This is a genomic window from Paenibacillus sp. DCT19 (assembly GCF_003268635.1).
Lineage (GTDB): Bacteria > Bacillota > Bacilli > Paenibacillales > Paenibacillaceae > Paenibacillus.
This window is the reverse complement of record NZ_CP029639.1, coordinates 3,090,138-3,111,935: the sequence shown is the minus strand read 5'-3', so window position 1 is coordinate 3,111,935 and position 21,798 is coordinate 3,090,138. Positions and strand designations below refer to the sequence as shown.

The following is a 21,798-nucleotide window of genomic DNA, read 5'->3' as shown; positions in this document are numbered from 1 at the left end:
GTATAATATGATACAAGGTCAAGCAATAAGGACAAAAGTCCGCTTTTTCAGAGCTATATTTTCGAACACGTTTGTGCAAAAGGAGAACTGACTACTATGCCAACTAAGGTTAACCCGGATATATCGGCCGCCGTTATAAAAGCAAACCTACATCATATCATTACAGGTGAAGCTCTAGCTACCTTGCAAGTAAGAACATACACAAAAAACGAGACGGTTGTCGTCTCGGGTGATGCGTTAGCATTTTTCTATATTATTATTGAAGGCAGAGTGGCAATTCATAACTATTCGGAGCAGGGGAATGTAGCTGTTGTGGATTATGTAGAGCAAAACGGAGTATTAGGTGATATGGAATTCTTCAATCATTGCAATTACCTTCACACGGCTGTGGCTGTCGTACCAACAACCATATTACTCATTCCACTAGAAGTGGTACACTCTCATCTAACAACATCCGTCCCGTTTCTCATGCGTATGTGTTCGGTTCTCACGGAGAAGTTGATGAAGTCTTCAGTGAAAAATGCAAGATCACTGCTGTACCCAGCCAAAAATAAACTGTGCAAAACGATTGTACAAACCTCAGAAAAATTCGAATCCGCAACGATTCCTTTTGTTATGAAAGACATGTCCAGCATGATGGGCATCTCCGACCGCCATATTAGAAGATTGCTCAGTGATCTAATAGAAGAGAAGATTATCCTGAGACAGAACAAAACGATTCAGATTTTAGACATGAAGCAGTTACAGCGATATTCCACCGATTTTTAAATGATTCCTCAACTACAAGTCTTCTTACGAGGTAGACACTCTGTAGATGATAATATCCAATCCAGTGTCGGTCGCTTTCCCCTCACCAACGAGAATATCGCTATTCAGAAAGGATAGTGCTGTACTGTTCGTAATGATTGTAGGCGAAGTGCGAAACAATGAAGATTTCAACTTTTTATTGATATTTCCGTTATTCTCGATATAAATCTCACAGCTTTGTCCGGTAAAATCCTCACCTTGGAGCATGTATCTTGCCGACAGACTGTGTCGATCTCCGCCCTTCCCAATGACCTGTGTATCCACGCCACCATTAAGCACGATGCCTTCAAAATATTTTCCCGTTACATGTCCTGTGAACGTAATCATAACAACAGAATCATCCTCGGTATTGCGTAATTCGACCGTTTCTAAGATCTTCACATGAACCGTAAACACTTCTTCTAATTCCATAGTTTCACCCCTCTACTGCATCCTATCATACCCTCTGCGGCAAAATAAAGGAAAGAGCCGCTATCTAGTAGCGGCTTGCTTCTTACACTCTATAGTGATTGGCTATTAATCCATATGAGATCCGCCGTTGATATCAATTTCCTCGCCAGTAATGTAGGAAGCTTCACTAGAAGCTAAGAAAGCAATGGCTGAAGCAATCTCTTCCGTTTCACCCGGGCGTCCCATAGGAATGCCTGCAATTACGCCATCCGCAGTTTGCTGATCTAGAGATTTCCAGATGTCCGTGTTCACTAGGCCTGGTGCGATACAGTTAACCGTAATACCATCTGTCGCAACTTCTCGTGCGAGGTTTTTGGAGAAACCAAGAACAGCTGCCTTCGATGCAGAATAGTGCGCTCCACCAAAGACACCGCCGCCCCGTTTAGCAGATACAGACGATAGGCTAATGATTCGACCATAATTTTGTTTCTTCATTGGTTCAAGCACGGCTTGAGTGCAGAGAAAGAGTCCGAACATGTTTACGTTGAATACACGAGTTACATCTTCTAATGTCATTTCTGCTACAGTTGCCTTCTGGGATATGCCTGCATTATTCACCAAAATATCGATTCTTCCGTACGCTTGCAGTACCTTCTCCACCATGGCCTGGTTTGATTCTTGACTGGTAACGTTAAGCTCAACCCCGATGGCTTCCCCGCCTTCTGCACGAATAGCATCAACGGTCTCTTGAATTCCTTCTTGGTTGATATCAGCAATAACGAGCTTTGCCCCCTGCTTGGCTAATGTTAGTGCAATCGTTCGTCCAATTCCTCGTTTAGATCCACTTCCTGTGACAATGGCTACTCTGTTGTTTAATTCAAACATGTTATACACTCCTTCAGATGGGTTGATTGCGATCATTAAGCAAAATTCTTACTCAGTGCTTTCGGATTAAGAAGTTATTTTAATAGGGAATGTGCAGTCGCTACGATGTTATCTATCGTGATTCCGTTCATTTCGAGCAATTTTTCGTAGGGAGCAGATTCTCCGAATTTGTCTTGAACACCAATTCTGCGGACGATAGCTCCGCCTTCCTCGGCTACAACTTCACTCACTGCACTGCCAAGACCATTCAGAATGTTATGATCCTCCACCGTGATGATCCGGCCTGTACTTAAGCAATCCACAACGGCCTCACGGTCTAGAGGTTTAATCGTATGGAAATCAAGTAATTTAACGGATACACCCTCGTTCTCCAACAATTCCGATGCTTTCAAGGCAAGGTGTAAAGTGTCCCCATTGGCGATGATGGCAATATCTTTGCCGTCCTTCAGCTTTTTGGCTTTACCGATCTCGAACTCTTCATCTTCTCCATATATGACCGGAACTGTATCACGGGTGAACCGAAGATATACTGGGCCATAATATTCAGCAGCCTTAGCAACAAGCTTGCGCGTAGATTGATAGTCAGCAGCCATAATAACCGTCATATTGGGAACTGTGCGCAGTACACCCATATCTTCAATAGCCTGATGGCTTCCGCCGTCATTAGCCGGGGTCAGTCCACCATGGGAGCAAGCAATTTTTACATTTAAGTGAGGATAGCAAACTTCCTGACGAATCTGTTCGAGCATGCGTAGCGAACCAAAAACAGCATAGGTGCTAATAAAAGGTATTTTTCCCGTTGTTGCGAGTCCTGCGGCAAGCCCTGCTGCGTTCTGTTCGGCAATACCCACGTTGATATGCTGGTTCGGAAGCTGATTCGCAAACTCTGTTGTTTTACATGATTTACCGATATCAATATCAACGACATAAATGTCCTTATTCTTCTTGCCAAGCTCTACAATTTCGTGTCCAAAACCTTCGCGCGTCGCAATTTTTTTCTCCGTTACGTTATATGTGCTCATCATTTCAGACCTCCCGCAATTTCTTCCAAAGCCTGTAGATATTCCGCTTCCTTCGGAGCAACCCCGTGCCAGTTACATACATCCTCCATAAATGAAACCCCTCTGCCCTTAACGGTATTGCATACGATGCAGATTGGCTTCCCGTGTTGAATATTACGGATTTCATCCAATGTATCTACGATCTGTTGCATGTCATGACCGTCTATTCTTCGGGTATCGAAGCCAAAAGCTTTAAATTTCAGCTCCAAATCCAAGTTTGGCATGATCTCATCACAGGTACCGTCAATTTGCAGGTTGTTATCATCCACAAACACAATTAGATTATCGAGTTGATATTTGTTTGCCGTTTGAGCAGCTTCCCAGATCTGACCTTCCTGACATTCACCATCCCCAACATCGCGAATACTCGGTATGACTTGTCGTCCCTTTTACCTGCAATCGCCATGCCTACGGCACAAGAGAGCCCTTGACCGAGTGAACCTGTTGAGATGTCGATTCCCGGACATTTTTTCATATCAGGATGTCCTTGAAATGGAGAACCGTACTGTCTTAGCGTGTGTACCTTCTCCATTGGAACAAATCCCCGGTGAAGCAGTGCAGCGTACTGAATCGGGCATACATGTCCTTTGGATAATACGAAGCGATCGCGGTCTTCCCATTTCGGATTAGCTGGGTCAATGTTCATTTCCTTGAAATACAAAGCTGTAACGATATCTGCTGCAGATAGTGAACCACCTGGATGACCGGACTGTGCTTCATAGATCATCGTGATCGCTGTTTGTCTCAATTCGATTGCCTTTTGCTTGAGTTCTTCAACGCTGGACTTGGTCATTATGCTCACCTCATATGAATTTGGTAGTTATTTTCTTTTGTCATCTTGTAAACTTGTTAACTTGTATCCTAAGTTGTTGTAAAAAAAACGAGCACTTTGCTCAGATTCTCATACTCGTTTCACCTGCGGTTACCCTGTTTTACTTGAATTGGGATGATCCAATGGTCTACCCGGACTTACTTTATAACTTTTACCGGATTGTTTGACAAGGAACACGATGATAGTCGCACTTATTATCATGCTGATTCCAAGAACTGTCAACCCGAGATTATGGCTGCCTGTCATGTCATTGATAAATCCTACAAAATACGGGCCGAAGAATCCACCAAGATTACCAATACTATTAATCAATGCAATCGCACCACCTGCTGCTGCTCCCGTCAGGAATGATGGCGGGATCGCCCAGAATGGAGAGTAAGCTCCAAACGCCCCACACAAACTAATCGTTAGGAGTGCAAACGCTCCCATCAAACTGAAATCTGCAACATATACACTTGCAATCATAGCAATCGCACTAACCGTCAAACAACTAGCCACATGGAATTTACGTTCGTTATGTTTATCTGAACTTTTGCCGACAAGATACATCACAATCATTGCACAGAGATACATGAATCCAAGCAACCAGCCAATACTCTGTAAGGACCAACCTGTCGATTCAGTCAAACCTCTTGATATGGTTGGCAGGAACATATTGATTCCGTAATAACCAAACATCCAGAAGAAGTATCCCAGTGCCAAAATAAGTACATCCTTATCTCGCAAAACTTCAAGGAAAGTAGGCTTTTTAACTTTTTGTTTCTCCAGTGCCTCTTTGCGAGTTACATCCAGTAGCCAAGTCTTCTCTGCGCCCGTTAACCACTTGGCATCTTCGATCCGATCCGTTAAGTAGAAGTAACAGATAATGCCAAGAAGTACTGCTGGAATCGCTTCCAAAATAAAGAGCCATTGCCAACCTGCCAAGCCGAGCCAATCAATTTGTAACAGGAACGTGGATAACGGTGACCCAATAGCATTAGCTGCTGGAATTGCAATCATAAATCCAGCAATCGCTTTGGCGTGATGCTTGGATTGGTAGAATCCACTTAGATAATGCACCATGCAAGGGTAGAAACTAGCTTCAGCCACACGAGTAAGAAGCGAACGATGTAGAACTGGATTGGGGTTTGGATAAATGCCATAATGATCGCAATGATTCCCCAGGAAACCATGATGCGGCTAATCCACCGTCTTGCACCAATCTTGGACATCATTGCACTGCCGGGTACCTCAAGCAGGAAGTAACCTAAGAAGAAAATCCCTGCCCCAAACCCATACACGGCCTCGGAGAATCCGAGGTCTTCATTCATTCGTAATGCCGCAAATCCGATATTTACGCGATCCAGTATTGAAATGGCAAAACACAAAAACAAAAATGGGATCAAACGTAATGTGACTTTGCGGACTGTTGATTTCTCCAATTGCTGCAGATCCATATGAAATCCTCCCATGAAATAATTCAATCCGTTGTTATATTAAACGCTTACAATTTCAGTTATAAAAAAATGATGTGCTGCATTTTCAAAATCATTCACTGAAATGAAGCGTTTCCAAATACTTGTGATGATATGCACCTCCTGTTGATTTGTAATCTTGTTAACTTGTATCCTAAGTTTTGCTGATCTGAATATATCAATTAACTTTTTAATTGTCAATAAGTTTTTTTTCAATTTTGGATGGATTAAAAACAACAAATAATCCCTATGCTAATTGCGATGCATAGGGATTATAATTAATCTTTCCAATAACGATTAAAGAGATTTTGCATATGCTGTGTCATGAGATTGGCTGCCGTATCTTCCTGCTTATTCTCAATCGCATCTATGATTTCTTTATGCTCGCTAAAGTTCGTATCACGGTAGTCAGGGCGGGTTACCGTGCGATCACGGATAAATCTCCACATTTCCTGCTGCTTCATCGCTTGGGTTATTACCGTCATGAACTGAATGAATAAGTCATTATGTGAAGCTCTGGCAATCTCCATATGCAAGCGTTCATCCGTTTCCGGTACATAATGTCCACCTGCTGTCTCTGATTCCATCTGTTTAATGGTTTCACGGAGAAGCTGAATCTCGTCTGCGGTAGCCCGTTGTGCTGCCATACTGGCGATTAGTGGTTCAATACTCATTCGTGCTTCAACGATATCCTCCGGCGATACAGAATTGATGAAAGAATCGTCCGTCACTGCCTCATCCTGAGCCATCGTGCTTTTGACATAAACGCCTTCACCCTGTCTAGAATAGATGTACCCTTTCATTTCCAGAGCGCTCAGTGCCTGTCTGATCGGAGCCCGGCTTACCCCGAATTGCGCACATAGTTCTCGTTCTGTTGGCAGTTTGTCCCCAATCTGGAACGTACCTGATTGTATTTCAGAGAGAATCTGATCGTAAATTTGAATATACAGTTTATTGCTGGATACGCGATTAAATTGTATTGAAATCACTTCCCTCGATTAGTTTCATTACATCTAATTACCAAAACGATATATCAATAAACATTATATAAATTAGAACCTTGTTAGACAACATGATAATTAACAAATCATTAGAATTCAACAAAAGTACATCGATTGGACAACCTTTTCCAGTACTTTTACAACGGAGGCCATTAAGACAACAACTCAGTCTTAAAATCAATAAAAAAACATGACCGCCATAGCGCGATCATGTTTTCTTCAAATCCCACTTCTCAATGCATAACCATTAAGATTTCGCAGGCAATATATTTTTGTCAAACTCAACTTCGAACAGATATTCGTCCAAATCAACCTTCATCGCTTCATTGAAGATGTTCGAGGCAATCATCTTGCATCCAACAGTTGTAATCAGCACAATCTCTTCTGAGGTGAATTCGCTTCTTAATTTATCATAAATGGACTCATCGATGGTGTTTGGATTGTTAACCAATCCACGCCCATAATCAATCAATACTTTTTCGATTTCAGTGAATTCGAATTCATTGAAGCTGATGTTCAGATCACGGAGAAGCTTGGCATGATAGGTGGAGCAGACCAGACACTCATTTTCAGTCGAGATCGCATAACAGTAAAAATAAATCGCGCGACTGCCAATGATTTTTTGCAACTCATTACGTACCGGATAAAATTCCATCGCATCAAAAGACGGCATAGAATACAACAACGTTTTAACCATATTCGTTACTCGATTGCCATTCTTGATTCGCTCATCCACAAAGTTCTTGGCTTCTTGAGACATGTCTTCGTATTGTAATGCGGGTACTACACTGCTCATGTAAAATTCCTCCTCTTAAGTAAAGTTAATGTGACGTCTTTAAGTAATAAGTAACCATCATGTTTGGACAGCTTATTGAAATTGTGGAATATTAATTCTCGGAATAGCATCAATCAACGACCGGGTGTACTCATGCTGCGGATCGTGGAAAATTTGCTTGGTCTCCCCGCCTCCACAACTTCGCCGGCTTTCATGACCATCACACGATGCGAAATGCTGTAGATTACCTCAAGGCCATGCGCGATAAATAGATAAGATACACCCTTCTGCTGTTGAAGCTTCTTCAGCAATTCCAGAATCTGTGCCTGAATAGTCATATCAAGTGCAGAGGTTGGTTCGTCACAGACAATAACGGCAGGTTCTGCCGCAAGTGCTCTGGCGATTCCCACACGCTGACATTGTCCACCGGACAGCTCTCCTGGATATCGCGATTTAAACTCTCGGGGTAAACCAACATCATCCAACAACTCATCGACCCGTTTATCAATCGCTTTGGCGTTCATCTGAAAGTACAGCTTCAACGGTTCAGCCACGATATCTCTGATCTTCCATCTTGGATTGAGGGACGAGACCGGATCTTGAAATACATATTGGATGCTGCGCTTGTCGGAGCGAATACGCTTCGTGCCACTTAAGGCTTTATCGCCCAAGACGATCGAGCCTGATGTAAGTGGAATCATGCCAGCGACCATTTTGGCAACCGTCGTTTTGCCACTCCCCGATTCTCCGACAATGCCTAATGTCTCCCCTTGCCCTAGATAAAACGAAACATCTCGAACCGCGGCAAAGTCGGTACCATTCCTCGTCCGATACACCTTATGAAGTCCTTCAGCCTCCAACAGATGTTTGCTCATATATCCACCCCTCAAAATAAATACGGGGCATGCTGTTTAACAGCTGCTTGGTGTAAGGATGCTCCGGTCGCCCGAATATCGCTTCCTTCGTACCTTCTTCAACCAGATTGCCATGTCTCATCACGATCACACGGTCAGCAATCTCATGAACCACACCAAGATCATGCGTAATGAACAGCACCGTCATGCCATATTGCTCTTTTAGCTTCAGGATTAACCGCAAAATCTGAGCTTGAACCGTCACATCCAATGCTGTTGTCGGTTCATCCGCAAGCAGCAACTCAGGTCGTGAAGACAAGGCCATCGCAATCATGACACGCTGCCTCATTCCGCCAGACAATTGAAATGGATACTGCTTCACAACGTCATCCACATTGCGGATCTCCACTTGGGTTAACCAGGATTTTGCTTCTTCAAGCGCAACTTTTTTGCTGATTCTTTTTGGCGCATGCAGACGAATCACATCCACCATTTGTGTTCCAATCGTGTAAACCGGGTTTAATGCACTCAGTGCATCTTGGAAGACCATAGCGATCCGTTTGCCACGAATACGCTCCATCTGTTTCTCATTTAATGTCAGCAAATCCTGACCGGCGAACCAGATCTGCCCATGGGTAAATTCTGCAGCAGGTCGCGGCAGCAATTGCATAATCGATTTAGCGGCAACGCTTTTGCCGCTTCCCGACTCACCAACCAGGCACAAGATCTCACCTTCACGGATATCCAAGGATATATGATGAAGCACGTCCGTATGTTGGTCACGCTTGGTGAAGCGAACGCCTAATTCATTGATGCGCAGGAGTGATGTATCTGTCATTAGCTTCTCTCCTTGCTAAGGTCGAATTGCACCACATTCGAATCCGGCTGTTTCAGAAGCCGCTGTAAGGCTTCATGAGCAAGCACAAGATCAAATATGGACAGACCGAACGCATTAAACATTAATTTACGCTCAGGATGCTGCTGGATTGCCTGATCAGGCTCAGCCAGAAGCTTTTCTAACAGGATTACCTTATCACCAATTTCCGGTGTCTTGCGCGCAAGACCGAATAGCGACTGACTGCTAGATGGAACGCCAGCTTCATAATCATCACATACAATATGGTCAAATGATTCAATGGCTTCTGCATCAATATCACGCATGCCGATATGAAGATACAGATGGCCGGGAACGAAATGATCTACATGTAAGTAAGGAGTTGAAGCGGATGTCGCCCCGACCACAACCTCAGCACAATCAAGTCGTTCTGGAAGAGATTCATGGACACGGCTCTGAATACCCGTTCTCTAAGAAGATCTGCGTGATTTTCAAGCAACTGCTCTGCATGCTGCATCGTACGACTCCACACATGAACTTCTTTCAGTTCAGGCATGAACGGCACAATACTGCGAAGCTGGTGACTCGCCTGAAATCCAGATCCACAGATGAACAATGATGATGCCTTAGATCCTGCTAACGCTTTGATCGCAGTTGCAGATACTGCACCTGTACGGAGCCCGCTGATCAACTCGCCTTCCAAGAGTGCAAGTGGTCTGCCTGTTGCTAATTCATTGAGCACAACGACCGGATGTGTATACGGTATCGAAGGATCGGAGTGTGGCACATGGGAAGTCCATTTCAGTCCAGCCACGCCTTCCTCAGCAAGATACGCAGGTAAGGAATAGAATGCTCCCGCTTCTCTAGCCCCAGCAGCCATCGCTATCTCCTGTGCACTTACTGCTGTCCCCTGTGCCTTTTGACTAAAGGTTCGTTCAATCAGACGTTGTGCAACTAAGGGGTCAGCTATCCCACTTTGCTTGATGCTATCTCGTGATACGAAGTACATTCGCTCCATCCTCCTTCCTGCTGTGACATGACATGAGTTGTTGCCCTGTTGCTTCGAATCGCTTTCCTTCGAGCCGCTTCATATTCATCGGAACTCCGCTCGGTCTCTAAGCCAATCGCCAAACAGATTAATTGTCATAATAACCAGAGCAATAGCGAGTCCAGGTATGGTAGATAACCACCATGCCGAACTGATATAACTCTTGCCGTCATTCACCATACCGCCCCAAGACGGTGTAGACACATCAATACCGAGCCCAAGGAAGCTTAATGCTGCTGCGAGCAAAATCATGTGTGACATCTGTAAAGCAGCTTGTGTGGCGATCGTGTACAGGGTATTCGGTAAAATATGCTTCGCCATGATACTAATGCTTGGTACACCCATCGCTTTAGCAGCTTCGACGTATTCCAATTCTTTCAGTGAGAGTACTTGGCTACGAACAACACGTGCAAAGGTTACCCAGCCTGTCACTGCCAGCACGATAACGATATTCGTAAGACCTGATCCAAGCACCGCAACCATAACAATGGCGAGCAGCATGCTTGGAATGGACATCTGGATATCCGCAAGACGCATTAATACTGCATCCGTTTTACCACCGAAGTATCCGGCTACGATGCCAATGATACTGCCCAGCACACCTGAGATGGCAACAGCGATGATACTGATCCAGAGCGAGAGCCTGCCCCATAGAGCAATCTGCTGAGTACATCCCTGCCCAACTGATCTGTGCCAAGCAAGCTCATACCGCCGTCTCCGCTATACGTGCTCCCTGGCGGAATAAGAATATCTTGCAGTGACTGCCTATACGGATCGAATGGCGCGAATAGCGGGGCAAAGACCGTCAGCACGAAGATGACGGTCAACGAACCTATGCTGGCAATGCCCTTGGCATTCGCACGAAGCAAAGATCGTTTTTTCATGATTATCCCTCTCTTCGTTTAGTGCACTTTGATTCTTGGATCAAGGCGATGATAGATCAGATCCGTCACAAGTGTAATGGCGATATAGATGATGCTGATCACAAGGATACTTGCCTGCACCAGCGGGAAGTCGCGGTTGCTGACACCTTGTATAATCAACTGTCCCACACCTGGCCATGAGAAAATCGTTTCGGTCACCACTGCGCCAGCAATCATGACTCCGAATTCCAGGCTAATGACGGTAATAACCGGCAGAAACGCGTTTTTGAGTCCGCGTTTCAAAATCCGGCTAGGTTTGGAGAATCCTTGGGCTTGACTTGTAATCATATACCCCTTATCCATGACTTCAATAAGAGAGGCTCGCATGGTGCGGGCAATCGGAGCAATCGGGTATGCTGCTAGAGTCAGCGCTGGTAATATAATCGACTCTAATCCCCGATTGCCCGACGTTGGCAACCAGTGGAGATTCACTGCAAAAATCATGATTAACACAATCCCAATCCAGAATACCGGCAGTGATTGGGTTAAGAAAATCCAACCGTTGACCACATAGTCGATCCAGCTATTCTTTTTATACGCTGACACGATCCCAGCCAGCAAACCAACAGTGACTGCAATAATGATCGCAAACATGGCCAGATCTATGGTTGCTGGCATTCGTTCGAGTACTAGCTTCAGCGCGGATTCTTTGTAATACAGCGAATTTCCCAAATCGCCGGTAAATAGGTTTTTTAGATAATCGATGTACTGCATCCAGAGAGGTTGATTGAACCCTAAGCTCTCTCGAAGCGCGGTCACCTGTTCTTCGCTCGCTTCAGGTGGAAGCATTAGGCGCGCCGGATCACCTGACAAGCGAATAATGAAAAATACAAGCGTTGCCGCACCGAGGACTGCAAGTACCGATTGTCCCAAACGTTTAAGCACGTAATGCTTCAATGGTTAACACTCCCATCCGGGCTTGGCCAAGTCACATAAGACGCCTGCCGATTTACTCGTTACCTGCTGAAATCGTCGATACCGGGATGGAGCCATCCACACGACCGTCCCATTTCAATCGATCAGATACGCCATAGTACTGGTTCTCCTGATATAGGAAAATGCGCGGTGCATCTTTCAACACTTCGTCCTGAATTTCTTGATATAGCTGTTTACGTTTAGCCTCATCTGTGACCGATCTCGCTTCATCCAGCTTAGCATCTACGTCCTTGTTCGCATAAGTGGAGTAAGACTCTCCTGAACGAAGGATGGCATAGATCGCTGCATCTGCATCAAGCGTGTTCGTGCTGCTCCAACCGAGTACATACATATCCGATTGTTTGCCCGCAGGTACGAGTGTCCGATACACTGAACTTTCTACGTTATTGACTTTGATATTTACGCCAACGGCTTTCAGTTGCTCTGCAATGACTTGTGCTACATCCGTGTTTTTGATGTACCAGCTTACTGTATCAAGTGTTGCAGAGAATCCGTTCGGGTAGCCTGCTTCTGCTAACAATTGCTTCGCTTTTTCCGGATCATAGCTATATCCTTCTGGTTCGCCAGCATATCCGAAGTCTTTTGGACCAATCAAGCTATTGGTCTGAACAGCTGCGCCTTGAAGCACTTTATCTACAATGGATTTAACATCGATTGCATAGTTCAGCGCTTGTCTTACTTTTGGATCATCAAAAGGTTTTACATCGGTTTTGAAGCCAACATATACCGTGTTGCCCGCGCGTTCAACAGTGGAGAGACGTGCAGTAGAAGATGACTCAATCTTCTCACGATCTTCTGGAGATACAGCTGTGATCAGATCAACTTCACCGTTCAGCAGCGCACTTACACGTGTCGAAGCTTCAGGAATAGAACGGAAAGTAACCTTCTTCACATCTGGTTCGCCGCCCCAGTAATTTGGGTTAGCTTCTAATACTACGTTACTGCCTTTGTCCCAGCTTACGAACTGGTATGGGCCTGTGCCGATCGGTTTTTGAGCAAATTGCTCTTGCCCTACTTCTTCAGCATATTTGGGAGGTACAATTTCGGTTGGATAACGATTAAACCGTGTTGGTACAAGTGGATCAGGTTTCTTCGTTACAACATTAACCGTGTACTCATCAACTACGTTAACTTCTTGGATTGTAGATACATAACTAGCTGTCGGTGCATTGTTCGCTGGATCAAGCACACGATCAAGGGAGTACTTCACTGCATCAGCATTGAACGCCTCACCATTCGTGAAGGTAACCCCCTCACGCAATTTGAATTGCCATGTTGTATCATCGATCTGGCTCCAGCTTGTCGCTAGACCAGGTACGAGCTTTTCTTCTGCGTCCCGTTTAACCAATGTATCGAAGATATTGTCCACGACCTGTGCATTTTCGGTCAGAAAACCCGGATCCAATCCGTTTACGTCAAATGCGCGGGCAATCGTGATTTCTAATTTTTGATCTTGCCCTTCACCTGTTGCTTCTTCACCCGCTCCTGATTTGCTCGTTGTAGAGCAGCCTGCGGCGAATACGGCCAGCAGTGTCAGGATTAGCAAAAACTTACTCTTTTTCATGATGTACAACCCCCGTTAATTAAATTATGCTAATTTGCCCAACATGACCGCGTAACCGTTCTTGTGAACTGTCGATGCTGCATGAATGGATAAAATGACACCATGTTCGATGGGACAGGTTATGGAATGCTCTTCAAGTCCCGGATATGACAATACACGCATCAGCTCTTCTCCCAGCCGAGCGTTCTCTCCAGCCTGCCTACTAAACGTTAACAAACCGCTCGTTTCAAATCTCATTTCAACGATGTCTGAGATCCGTGCAGGTTTTCGATTCATGCCAAGTGTTTCTTCTGCCTGGGAATATTGTTCAGATGAATATACGCCAAGTTGATCAAGGATCATCTGCACTGCGTGTAGATGTGTATCAACGGCTGCGGAAGTCCAGTAGTTGCCTCCGCCACTCTCAAGTAAGACAGCCGGGATTCCCTGCTCACACACTTCATTAATCAACATCCCCTTGGTTCCAGACTGGCAGACATATGTTGCTGTAAGTGGAATCTTATTTAGCGCCGCCATACTTCTTTGGAATGCTGCCTCGTGGTCGCTTGCGACCATTGCAAACGGACAGACATCCAGCCAGCGACCACCTCCATGCAGATCAATCAGAAAATCAGCATATGCAATGATATGGTTAGCCAACCAGCGACCATAACGACCAGAGTATGAATCATCTGTTGCATTTTGGCCAAAAACCCGATTCAGGTTGATGCCATCCAGTGGGCTGCCATTTGTTCCCGCAAGCATCGCGGTTGGGTTCGTAACAGGGCACAATATCAAATTTCCATACAAATGCTCAGGCACAATATCGTTCAATAATTTAGCGCAAGCGATAATACCATCATGCTCGTCTCCATGTAGTGCAGCCTGCACCCATACCGTCGGCCCCTCTTGAATTCCCTTGACCAAAAACAAAACGATCGTTTGCTCCTCATGAATCTCATCAATTCGGGATACACTTGCCGATGACTGTTGACTGAAAGCTTGTTCCAGACTTACATATACGGGATAAGGTTTCGCAAAAATGGAGGTTACCAATAGGGACTGCTGCATGATGAAATGAACCGCCTTTCTATAACCGAGTATTCTTGTATGAATTATAAAATTTAGTTGATACTATCAAACGACGCGTCATTCTGTCAATGTCATAAATTGTATACGCATAGCGATATATGTCGAAAAAACACTGATGATATACAGTTGATATCGATTACAAAAAAAGAGGATTTTTAATTATATAATGAAGAAATTACTCAAACATACGAAAAAAGCCGCTCTAAAGCGACTTCGTATAACGTTATCATGATGCACGGAGATGTAATATATTCTTCAGCTACTGCTCTCGTTCTACTCCCTGAATTTACACGCCAAGTAGACGCGGCAGCAGACTACAGTTCAATCCCTTCTCCAAGTTCAAGCACCTTGCCTACCCCACTCGGTAAGAGCGAAACAAAAGCATGTGGATCTTGCTGAATATTAGGAAATGTATTAAAGTGTATCGGCACTACCTGTTTAGCTTGAAGCCATTCTGCTGCAACTGCAGCGTCTTCAGAACCCATCGTATGATTGTCCCCAATCGGTAGAAAAGCCAAATCGATTTCATTACGTTCTCCAATGACTTTCATATCATAAAACAGTCCTGTATCCCCTGCATGAAACACGGTTTTGCCCTCAGCAGTAAACAATATTCCTGTAGGCATGCCCGTGTAAATAATCGTTTTGGTCTCAGGATTCACATAACTTGAACTATGAAATGCCTGTGTTACCTTTACTTTTCCAAACTCAAATGTATACGCCCCACCTATGCTCATTGCATGCGTATTTACACCTTCCCAGCTGAGTAAATCAGCCAGTTCAGCCGTCGCAATAACCAGGGCATTATTCCGCTTAGCGATTTCTACGGTATCCCCCACATGATCCCCGTGTCCATGCGTTAACAGAATTACATCCGCTTGAACGTTAGACGCATCTAGATCAGTATTTGCATTGCCTGTAATAAACGGATCAATCAAAATGACTTTTCCGTTCGTTTCTATTCTGACAACAGAATGTCCATGGTAAGTTACTTTCATCTTTATTTCCTCCTTATTCAGACAAATAACATTGAATTGCATAATGCAGTGTCAGGCTTCCATTGGTATAACCGATTGGGCAATCTTACATGCACCCGACCGTTCATAAGGAAACCCATCAAACGCAGGCTGATGATCCGGCATAGTTTGATGGGCAAATTGTAAGCAGGGATACACCGCTTATGAGATCTAATTCTTAGAAGTTTTGCGCTGCGTTACGAGCTTTTTCAATAGCTTCTGCTTTGATCTGTGGAGCACGTTCACCGGCTGTAGATACACCTTCAATAAATAGGTGGTCAACATCTGTAATACCAACAAAGTTCAATACCGTTTGCAGGTGACGATTGCCATTCTCACGATCAGCGACAGGACCTGCAGAGTATACGCCGCCACTAGCTTGAATGTGGAATGCTTTTTTGTTTTCGAGCAGCCCAACTGGACCATTCTCCGTGTATTTAAACGTTTTGGCTCTAACGCAGAAGGAATCAATGTATGCTTTCATCACTGGCGGGTATGAGAAGTTCCACATCGGTGTAACGAACACATACTTATCTGCTGCCACGAACTCGTCGAGCAGTTCGTTTAACTGGGATACTTTTTGTTGTTGTGATGCGCTCAATTGATCAAATGTACCACCTGTTTGCAGCTTGCCCCACGCGTCCAATACATCCGCATCGATATGAGGAATGTTACGTTGATATAGATCAACATGCACAACCTCGTCTGTAGGGTGACTCTCTTTATAGGCTTGTACGAATTGTTCGCCAGCTGAAAGGCTGTACGATGCTTCTGGGTTACCTGGATGAGCTGTGATGTATAATAGTGTTGACATAGTTATAACTTCCTCTCTTTAGTACGAATATGAGAAATTGATGTTTAAATTTATTGAGGTCAAACGATGAATGGAGCTTCACCATTGCCATATGACCAGTTTTCTTTGGTGACTTCAATCAGGTTGATGAACACATCTTCTTTACGAATGTCACGCTGTTGATGCAGTTGCTCAGCTAATTCCGCATAAAATTCTTTCTTCACATCCCCGGAACGGCCAGCATTCAACGTGATTTGCACAATGAGGAATCCATCCGTTCTCTCAATATCCAGGCAAGTCGGATCAAAACTAAAATGTTCACGATCCAGTTCTTCAATAATCAGAAAACGATCATTCGCAGGTACATGCAGTTTATCTACAATCGTTTGCAGGACAATCTCACCAATTTGTGCTTTCTCTTCACTGGAGCGACCCCTCAAAGTTACGATGCGAGTTAAAGGCATTTGTGTTACCTCCTTGTTTTGTTTTTGTTGATATGGTTTATTTTATCTGCTAGAATCCAGAACACGAATGTACTTAAGTTCGTGTTTGTTCGTGTTGAACTTGCTTAGTCTACGGAATTCAGGTGATGATATGGAAGAAGGCAAATTATCGAAAGATTGGCCACATGAGTGGATCAAAAAAATACGTTCCAGACCGACCAGAAGAGGCTCATCCAAACGAATGCGTCAGATTGATTTGGCAAAGAGAGTCGGTGTTGACCCTAGAACGGTTCAGCAATGGGAGAATGGAGATCGCCTTCCCAGTGTTGGTAACCTCAAGCTCATCATCCAGGCATTCTGGGAAGAAGGCCTTTTTCTAGAAATAGATCCCGCTCAAGAGGCAGAGCAGCTATGGCTAGCTGTCAAACGATTTTCCGAAGCACGTTCGGCCACTGGCCGTGAGTTTCCTGATTTTGACGCTACGTGGTTTGCAACATTAGCTGTCACGGAGAGCCTGGAATCTAATCAGACTAGAGATGTGAAGGCGGCCTCCTTCCCCTCCGTTACGGCGACAATTCATTTACCAAGGCTCGCCTCCAACTTTGTTGGAAGGCATCAATCCAAAGTCGATCTGGTGGAACAGCTACGTATTCACTCCCTAGTCTCCATCGTAGGTTCAGGAGGTATTGGTAAAACCACTCTTGCCGTTGAAGTCGCTTCATCGCTGATAGACATGTACCCGGATGGGGTGTGGATGTTTGAATTCGGCGTTGTTAATGAATCACACGACCTGGATCAATTGCTCCTAGCTACGTTGGGTTTACAAAATCAGGCGAACCAAACAGATCTTCAGGCTGTAATGGACAGGATCGCTAACCGTAAATTGCTATTCATTTTTGATAATTGTGAACAACTGATTGATGCCATTGCAGCTACCGCCGAATCGCTGTTATCCGCTGCACCTGGGTTAACCATTCTTGCCACCAGTCGAGAACCGTTCAATATTGCAGGAGAATCCGTATACCGTATTCCTCCCTTGTCCTATCCTGCTGATGATTGTTCACTGCAAGAACTCCATGAACAAGAGCTATTGCAGTTTGAAGCGGTACAATTATTTTTGGAGCGGGCACGTATTTTGGTTCCGCAGTTTCAGCCTACGTTAACTGCCCTCAAACGGATTGCCGCCATTTGCAAAAAGGTCGAGGGCATTCCGCTGGCTATCGAGCTAGCCGTTGCCAGAATGAATATGCTGACCCTTGAACAAATTGAGGAGCGGTTAGCTAACTTGTTAACCTTGTTGACTGCTGGGAAACGAACAGCTGCACCCCGGCACCAAACACTCCGGTCAACGATTGATTGGAGTTATAACTTGTTAACAGGCAAGGAACGCCTTCTGCTAAGACGACTAAGTGTATTTGCAGGTGGCTTCACGCTGGAAGCAGCCGAAGAAGTCTGTATCTGTGAACCTGGGATGCCTGACCATGAAGATCGAATTACGCGAGAGGATATGCTGGATTTACTGTCTGGACTCGTGAACAAATCTCTCGTAACCACTGAGGTCGGTGAAAATTATGGGATGATCCGGTATTTCATGCTCGGAGCCATTAAGGAATATGCAGGCGGGAAATTGCAGGAAGATTCCAACGAACACAAGCAATACGCTCTCGCTGAACGCCATGCCCAATTTTACATACAATGCTTGGAACGTGAAGAACCGAAGTTCAGGACTCGTGAGCGCGAGGCATGCATAGAAGCAGTAAGACGAGACTACGCCAATTTGCGCTCTGCCCTTCAATGGTCATATGCCAACCCACATGCTCATTCGTTCGGGCTACATATCGTGTCCAAGCTCTACTGGTTCTGGCTCCACGAAGGCAGGCTGAAGGAAGGGTTGTATTGGCTGGATCGCTTCCTGGACAGTTATAGCGATATAAATCTCGCTGTAGTGGATGGAGCTAAGGCGTTGCATGGACAAGGTGTCATTCGATTTGTTCAGGGCAATATTCAAGGTGCCATGGAAGCGACAGCCCGAAGCGTAGAGATCGCACGTCATTTACAGGAAAAGTCTCTGCTGGCTTCCTGCCTCCGGTTGTCTGCATTTCTGCACATCAAGATGCAACGTATGGAAGAAGCCGAAACGCTGGCGCAGCAAAGTGTAGACATCGCCAGATCAACAGGTGATTCATGGAATTTGGCCTCTTCTTTACATGCGTATGGGAGACTTCGTTTGGAGCAAAAGAAATACGACGAGGCAACGATAATCCTGAGGGAGAGTGTTCAGCTCTTCGAGTCCGTCCATGATCAGTGGGAAGTTTCAGGACCATACGAGTGCCTTGGTTATGCTGCCTTGAAGCTAATGGATGTTGAACAGTCGATTGCGTATTTCAAAAAATGCATCGTCGCCAGCCAGATTTACAATGGCTCCTGGATTCTTTCACGTGGATTGGAAGGTTTGGGTCTTGCTCTATATGGAAAAAACACCCTCTTGGAGGCTATTGTTCTACTTGGAGCTGCGGAGAAAGGACGGCAGAACTTGGACGCGGAAAATACGCCGAATTTCCCCTTAGAATATGAAGAGGCTATACTTACTCTTCAGCACACAGTGTCTGATCAGGAGTTCCGGGAATGGTGGACGAAAGGTAGAGGCATGTCTCAGGCGCAAGCTCTTGCCTATGCTTTGGAGATATAACTTGTATCGAATTTTGACCGTTACGATTCTACATATATTTTTACGACAATGATCTTGAGCGAATGAAATAAGCGGTGGATTTCTTCACAATTGAAGAGATCCACCGCTTATTTTGTGGGGCTTTAAGATTAGCAAGCTTTTCAACGCCAAAAAAAGTCGCTATAGAAGCAACTTTCATGATGGGGTTCCGGTTCTGGTGACAGGATAAATCGGACTATAATGCACCATTACCAATATTAATCTCTTTCGGAATCATACATGGCGTAACCGCTCTTACCATTTTTCTTAATTCGGTACATAGCTTGATCTGCATACCTTAGAAGCTCAGCTGGTTCATCTGCATGACGTGGATAGATGCTAATCCCAATACTGAGTGATAGATTAATGGAATATCCGGAGACTTCGATCGGCACGACAAAAGATGCTCCCAGCTTCTCGCATACCACCTCTGCATCGTGGTCATCGTTCAATTGGTTTAAGATGATACTGAATTCATCTCCACTTAGCCGAGCCACACTATCGGTACTCCGAATGTTTTCCTTCAATCGTTTCGCAGTTTCCACAAGCACCTGATCTCCCACTTCATGTCCGTAGGTGTCATTAATCTGCTTGAATCCATCGGTATCCACAAAAAGAACAGCGAATCTCCCCTCACTTGGCTCGGCATGGTTAATGGCCCAGACTAGACGTTCGTTGAAGGCGCGACGATTAGGCAATCCCGTAAGAGAGTCATGCATCGACAGATGTTTGCTGATCTTCTCGGAGATTTTAACTTTGTTATATTCAACATCCAATTCCTTGATCAGATTCTTCAGTTTATATACCCGTGTGCTCGTATTTGTCATGTCACTGATCTGAATCATCGCATAACTACGACCATTTTCGTATAAGGGTTCAACATGCATGTTTTGTTTGAAGAAGTGTTCATCTTCGTTTTCTTTAGGCAGGATAAATGCCTTATGTAGAGCGCTTGAACAGAACCTGCTTTGCCCTTGGTACAACGCATTTTGCAGTATGTTCTGATACATGTTTAATTTGAATCTTGGGCATACTTCAAGCAAATTCTGCCCAATCACCTCTTCTTTACTTTTACCAGTGAATCGTTCCAACCAGCCATTCCAGAGAATCACCTTCAGTTGCCTGTCAATGATAAGGATGCCCATGTTGATTTTGCCCAAAGCCTGTATGACGAGATTATCCATGGTGCTCCTCCAATAATGCATTCATTTTTTCCAATAGGCTTGAGATAGAGTTCATGCTTAGCGCAATAAGAATGATCCCTTTCACATTGGTATCAGCAAGTAAGAATGAAGTATGGAGAACCAGCACATATACATCGTTCTGAAGCAGGATTTGTGGATCAGAGTGTGTCACATGCAGCAGTTCAATATCCGGCAACACATATTCTAATTTCATCTCCAGAAAATTACCGAATTCTCCAATGATGGCATTAAGCAAAATATTGCTAACTTCCTTGAGCACATCTAGATCTGTGTCCAATAAGCGACATTCCTCCGGGTCAATCGTCTCTGTGAGTTCTCCAAGACACATATTCGCTAACACTTTAGCCTGCTCAGCAGGGAACATGAGGAACGCTTTCCCCTGAAAATCGTATCCGAACTGCAAAGACGATCTGAACAGATGACCTTCGCTGAAAAAGAGTTTATATCGTCGATCTCCTGGATCAACGTCAGATATCGAGATGAGCTCTACTTCCGGTATGCTCAGTACAATGTGCTTGTCGACAATCTCGGATAGCATATTGGCCGCTTGTCCAACGTAAACGTTCACAAGTTCAGTCAGCATATCCTTCTGCAATTCATTCAGCATGATGTGCCACCTGAATCATTTGAATCAAAGTGTTTGCTTTTTCTACAGTTAATGGCTTATTCAAAAATCCAGAGATCCCCAGGCTCTCAACTTCTTCACGAGTCACCTTCTGAATATCTGCGGATAAAATAATAATTCTGACTTCACGGTCGTTCTCACGAATCATACGAAGCATCTCTTGACCACTAAGGTTAGGCATGAGCAGATCCGTCGTTATAAAATCCGGCTTGAACTCCAGGTATTGTTGGTATCCGTCTTCTCCATTGTTTGCTGTCTGAATTTCTGATTCTGGAAAATGATCTGCAATCAGCTTACTTAGCATTTTCTGTACAAAGATAGAGTCTTCCACAATTAACACTTTCATTATTTACTCAGTCTCCTCGATAAAATTTGAAGGGCGCAGGATGAGCAAGCGCTATGGACAGTTCTGAGAAGGAGCTTTGCGCATAGTGGCACCCCTTACAAGTGACTGACTGGTTATTCAAGCAAAACAATATAAATTATAGTAACTTTAATTAAATTGTCAACGATATTATAGAATAAAATCGATCTATTTACGCATTAATTCGCACAAAATAAGTCGTACCGTCC

The 21,798-nt window shown here is 44.5% G+C and carries 22 protein-coding genes and 3 pseudogenes; 2 read left to right on the top strand and 23 right to left on the bottom strand.

From position 1 onward, the window contains the following. Positions 1–96: 96 nt before the first annotated feature. Positions 97–768 (top strand): Crp/Fnr family transcriptional regulator, encoded by a 672-nt coding sequence (locus DMB88_RS14185; RefSeq protein ID WP_128101862.1) that lies wholly within the window; start codon positions 97–99, stop codon positions 766–768. 24 nt (positions 769–792) lie between these two features. Here the strand turns inward: DMB88_RS14185 and DMB88_RS14180 are convergent, their stop codons facing one another. The 20 genes and pseudogenes from DMB88_RS14180 to DMB88_RS14085 all read right to left on the bottom strand — a co-directional run bounded on the left by DMB88_RS14180 (position 793) and on the right by DMB88_RS14085 (position 16,709). Beyond that, a complete protein-coding gene (locus DMB88_RS14180) occupies positions 793–1,218 on the bottom strand; it encodes a DUF3237 family protein (RefSeq protein WP_128101861.1) in 426 nt (141 codons plus the stop codon). A gap of 105 nt (positions 1,219–1,323) precedes the next feature. Then, a complete protein-coding gene (locus DMB88_RS14175; RefSeq protein ID WP_128101860.1) occupies positions 1,324–2,082 on the bottom strand; it encodes an SDR family NAD(P)-dependent oxidoreductase in 759 nt (252 codons plus the stop codon). Positions 2,083–2,156: 74 nt separating this feature from the next. Continuing rightward, positions 2,157–3,107, bottom strand: coding sequence for a transketolase family protein (locus DMB88_RS14170; protein ID WP_254438567.1), 951 nt, complete (start codon positions 3,105–3,107; stop codon positions 2,157–2,159). Further along, positions 3,104–3,936, bottom strand: a pseudogene (locus DMB88_RS14165) (transketolase). The gene DMB88_RS14170 and the pseudogene DMB88_RS14165 overlap by 4 nt, the downstream one beginning before the upstream one ends. Positions 3,937–4,065: 129 nt before the next feature. Then, a pseudogene (locus tag DMB88_RS14160) lies at positions 4,066–5,411 on the bottom strand (MFS transporter). 296 nt (positions 5,412–5,707) lie between these two features. Then, the gene (locus DMB88_RS14155; RefSeq protein ID WP_128101859.1) at positions 5,708–6,418 is read right to left on the bottom strand and encodes a FadR/GntR family transcriptional regulator; all 711 of its coding nucleotides are present in this window, start codon (positions 6,416–6,418) and stop codon (positions 5,708–5,710) included. Positions 6,419–6,677: 259 nt separating this feature from the next. After that, entirely contained in the window at positions 6,678–7,226 is a 549-nt protein-coding gene (locus tag DMB88_RS14150) for a carboxymuconolactone decarboxylase family protein (RefSeq protein ID WP_128101858.1), read from the bottom strand. 72 nt (positions 7,227–7,298) lie between these two features. Beyond that, a complete protein-coding gene (locus tag DMB88_RS32020) occupies positions 7,299–7,379 on the bottom strand; it encodes a hypothetical protein (RefSeq protein WP_128104448.1) in 81 nt (26 codons plus the stop codon). Between the two features lie 185 nt (positions 7,380–7,564). After that, positions 7,565–8,080 (bottom strand): annotated as a pseudogene (locus tag DMB88_RS14140) (ABC transporter ATP-binding protein); the annotation flags it as partial. Next, positions 8,055–8,897: an ABC transporter ATP-binding protein gene (locus DMB88_RS14135; protein WP_128101856.1), complete on the bottom strand. Its 843-nt coding sequence runs from the start codon at positions 8,895–8,897 to the stop codon at positions 8,055–8,057. The gene DMB88_RS14135 and the pseudogene DMB88_RS14140, both read right to left, overlap by 26 nt. Beyond that, positions 8,897–9,301: a hypothetical protein gene (locus DMB88_RS14130; protein WP_128101855.1), complete on the bottom strand. Its 405-nt coding sequence runs from the start codon at positions 9,299–9,301 to the stop codon at positions 8,897–8,899. Before DMB88_RS14130 ends, DMB88_RS14135 begins: the two co-directional genes overlap by 1 nt. Further along, on the bottom strand, positions 9,259–9,903 hold the full coding sequence (locus DMB88_RS14125) for a hypothetical protein (RefSeq protein WP_164848693.1): 645 nt from the start codon (positions 9,901–9,903) through the stop codon (positions 9,259–9,261). Before DMB88_RS14125 ends, DMB88_RS14130 begins: the two co-directional genes overlap by 43 nt. An 84-nt stretch (positions 9,904–9,987) precedes the next feature. Continuing rightward, positions 9,988–10,542: an ABC transporter permease gene (locus DMB88_RS14120; protein ID WP_164848692.1), complete on the bottom strand. Its 555-nt coding sequence runs from the start codon at positions 10,540–10,542 to the stop codon at positions 9,988–9,990. Further along, positions 10,515–10,826 (bottom strand): hypothetical protein, encoded by a 312-nt coding sequence (locus DMB88_RS14115; RefSeq protein WP_128101852.1) that lies wholly within the window; start codon positions 10,824–10,826, stop codon positions 10,515–10,517. Before DMB88_RS14115 ends, DMB88_RS14120 begins: the two co-directional genes overlap by 28 nt. A gap of 18 nt (positions 10,827–10,844) precedes the next feature. Further along, the gene (locus DMB88_RS14110) at positions 10,845–11,762 is read right to left on the bottom strand and encodes an ABC transporter permease (protein WP_056690418.1); all 918 of its coding nucleotides are present in this window, start codon (positions 11,760–11,762) and stop codon (positions 10,845–10,847) included. A 52-nt stretch (positions 11,763–11,814) separates the two neighbouring features. Continuing rightward, positions 11,815–13,365, bottom strand: coding sequence for an ABC transporter substrate-binding protein (locus tag DMB88_RS14105; RefSeq protein ID WP_251381606.1), 1,551 nt, complete (start codon positions 13,363–13,365; stop codon positions 11,815–11,817). Positions 13,366–13,389: 24 nt separating this feature from the next. Continuing rightward, the gene (locus DMB88_RS14100; protein ID WP_128101851.1) at positions 13,390–14,415 is read right to left on the bottom strand and encodes a M14 family metallopeptidase; all 1,026 of its coding nucleotides are present in this window, start codon (positions 14,413–14,415) and stop codon (positions 13,390–13,392) included. Between the two features lie 335 nt (positions 14,416–14,750). Next, positions 14,751–15,434, bottom strand: coding sequence for a metal-dependent hydrolase (locus DMB88_RS14095; protein WP_128101850.1), 684 nt, complete (start codon positions 15,432–15,434; stop codon positions 14,751–14,753). A gap of 196 nt (positions 15,435–15,630) precedes the next feature. Next, a complete protein-coding gene (locus tag DMB88_RS14090) occupies positions 15,631–16,266 on the bottom strand; it encodes an FMN-dependent NADH-azoreductase (RefSeq protein ID WP_128101849.1) in 636 nt (211 codons plus the stop codon). A gap of 59 nt (positions 16,267–16,325) precedes the next feature. Next, positions 16,326–16,709, bottom strand: coding sequence for a tautomerase family protein (locus tag DMB88_RS14085; protein WP_128101848.1), 384 nt, complete (start codon positions 16,707–16,709; stop codon positions 16,326–16,328). Between the two features lie 130 nt (positions 16,710–16,839). Here DMB88_RS14085 and DMB88_RS14080 point away from each other — a divergent pair, with 130 nt between their 5' ends. Then, a complete protein-coding gene (locus tag DMB88_RS14080) occupies positions 16,840–19,377 on the top strand; it encodes a tetratricopeptide repeat protein (protein ID WP_128101847.1) in 2,538 nt (845 codons plus the stop codon). 236 nt (positions 19,378–19,613) lie between these two features. On the opposite strand, the gene DMB88_RS14075 is transcribed toward DMB88_RS14080, so the two are convergent. Genes DMB88_RS14075 through DMB88_RS14065 form a run of 3 tightly spaced genes read right to left on the bottom strand, consistent with a single transcriptional unit; the run spans position 19,614 to position 21,571 of the window. After that, the gene (locus DMB88_RS14075; RefSeq protein WP_128101846.1) at positions 19,614–20,579 is read right to left on the bottom strand and encodes a sensor domain-containing diguanylate cyclase; all 966 of its coding nucleotides are present in this window, start codon (positions 20,577–20,579) and stop codon (positions 19,614–19,616) included. Next, entirely contained in the window at positions 20,572–21,207 is a 636-nt protein-coding gene (locus DMB88_RS14070) for a chemotaxis protein CheC (protein ID WP_128101845.1), read from the bottom strand. The genes DMB88_RS14075 and DMB88_RS14070 overlap by 8 nt, the downstream gene beginning before the upstream one ends. After that, positions 21,197–21,571, bottom strand: coding sequence for a response regulator transcription factor (locus tag DMB88_RS14065; protein ID WP_128101844.1), 375 nt, complete (start codon positions 21,569–21,571; stop codon positions 21,197–21,199). The genes DMB88_RS14070 and DMB88_RS14065 overlap by 11 nt, the downstream gene beginning before the upstream one ends. Positions 21,572–21,798: the final 227 nt, after the last annotated feature.

Bases quoted from the DNA above. Each gene is read 5' to 3' on its own strand.
- DMB88_RS14075 (WP_128101846.1), bottom strand. From the start codon at position 20,579: ATGGATAATCTCGTCATACAGGCTTTGGGCAAAATCAACATGGGCATC.
- DMB88_RS14080 (WP_128101847.1), top strand. From the start codon at position 16,840: ATGGAAGAAGGCAAATTATCGAAAGATTGGCCACATGAGTGGATCAAA.
- DMB88_RS14105 (WP_251381606.1), bottom strand. From the start codon at position 13,365: ATGAAAAAGAGTAAGTTTTTGCTAATCCTGACACTGCTGGCCGTATTC.
- DMB88_RS14180 (WP_128101861.1), bottom strand. From the start codon at position 1,218: ATGGAATTAGAAGAAGTGTTTACGGTTCATGTGAAGATCTTAGAAACG.
- DMB88_RS14065 (WP_128101844.1), bottom strand. From the start codon at position 21,571: ATGAAAGTGTTAATTGTGGAAGACTCTATCTTTGTACAGAAAATGCTA.
- DMB88_RS14175 (WP_128101860.1), bottom strand. From the start codon at position 2,082: ATGTTTGAATTAAACAACAGAGTAGCCATTGTCACAGGAAGTGGATCT.
- DMB88_RS14125 (WP_164848693.1), bottom strand. From the start codon at position 9,903: ATGTACTTCGTATCACGAGATAGCATCAAGCAAAGTGGGATAGCTGAC.
- DMB88_RS14150 (WP_128101858.1), bottom strand. From the start codon at position 7,226: ATGAGCAGTGTAGTACCCGCATTACAATACGAAGACATGTCTCAAGAA.
- DMB88_RS14135 (WP_128101856.1), bottom strand. From the start codon at position 8,897: ATGACAGATACATCACTCCTGCGCATCAATGAATTAGGCGTTCGCTTC.
- DMB88_RS14185 (WP_128101862.1), top strand. From the start codon at position 97: ATGCCAACTAAGGTTAACCCGGATATATCGGCCGCCGTTATAAAAGCA.
- DMB88_RS14115 (WP_128101852.1), bottom strand. From the start codon at position 10,826: ATGAAAAAACGATCTTTGCTTCGTGCGAATGCCAAGGGCATTGCCAGC.
- DMB88_RS14090 (WP_128101849.1), bottom strand. From the start codon at position 16,266: ATGTCAACACTATTATACATCACAGCTCATCCAGGTAACCCAGAAGCA.
- DMB88_RS14070 (WP_128101845.1), bottom strand. From the start codon at position 21,207: ATGCTGAATGAATTGCAGAAGGATATGCTGACTGAACTTGTGAACGTT.
- DMB88_RS14170 (WP_254438567.1), bottom strand. From the start codon at position 3,107: ATGATGAGCACATATAACGTAACGGAGAAAAAAATTGCGACGCGCGAA.
- DMB88_RS14100 (WP_128101851.1), bottom strand. From the start codon at position 14,415: ATGCAGCAGTCCCTATTGGTAACCTCCATTTTTGCGAAACCTTATCCC.
- DMB88_RS14095 (WP_128101850.1), bottom strand. From the start codon at position 15,434: ATGAAAGTAACTTACCATGGACATTCTGTTGTCAGAATAGAAACGAAC.
- DMB88_RS14085 (WP_128101848.1), bottom strand. From the start codon at position 16,709: ATGCCTTTAACTCGCATCGTAACTTTGAGGGGTCGCTCCAGTGAAGAG.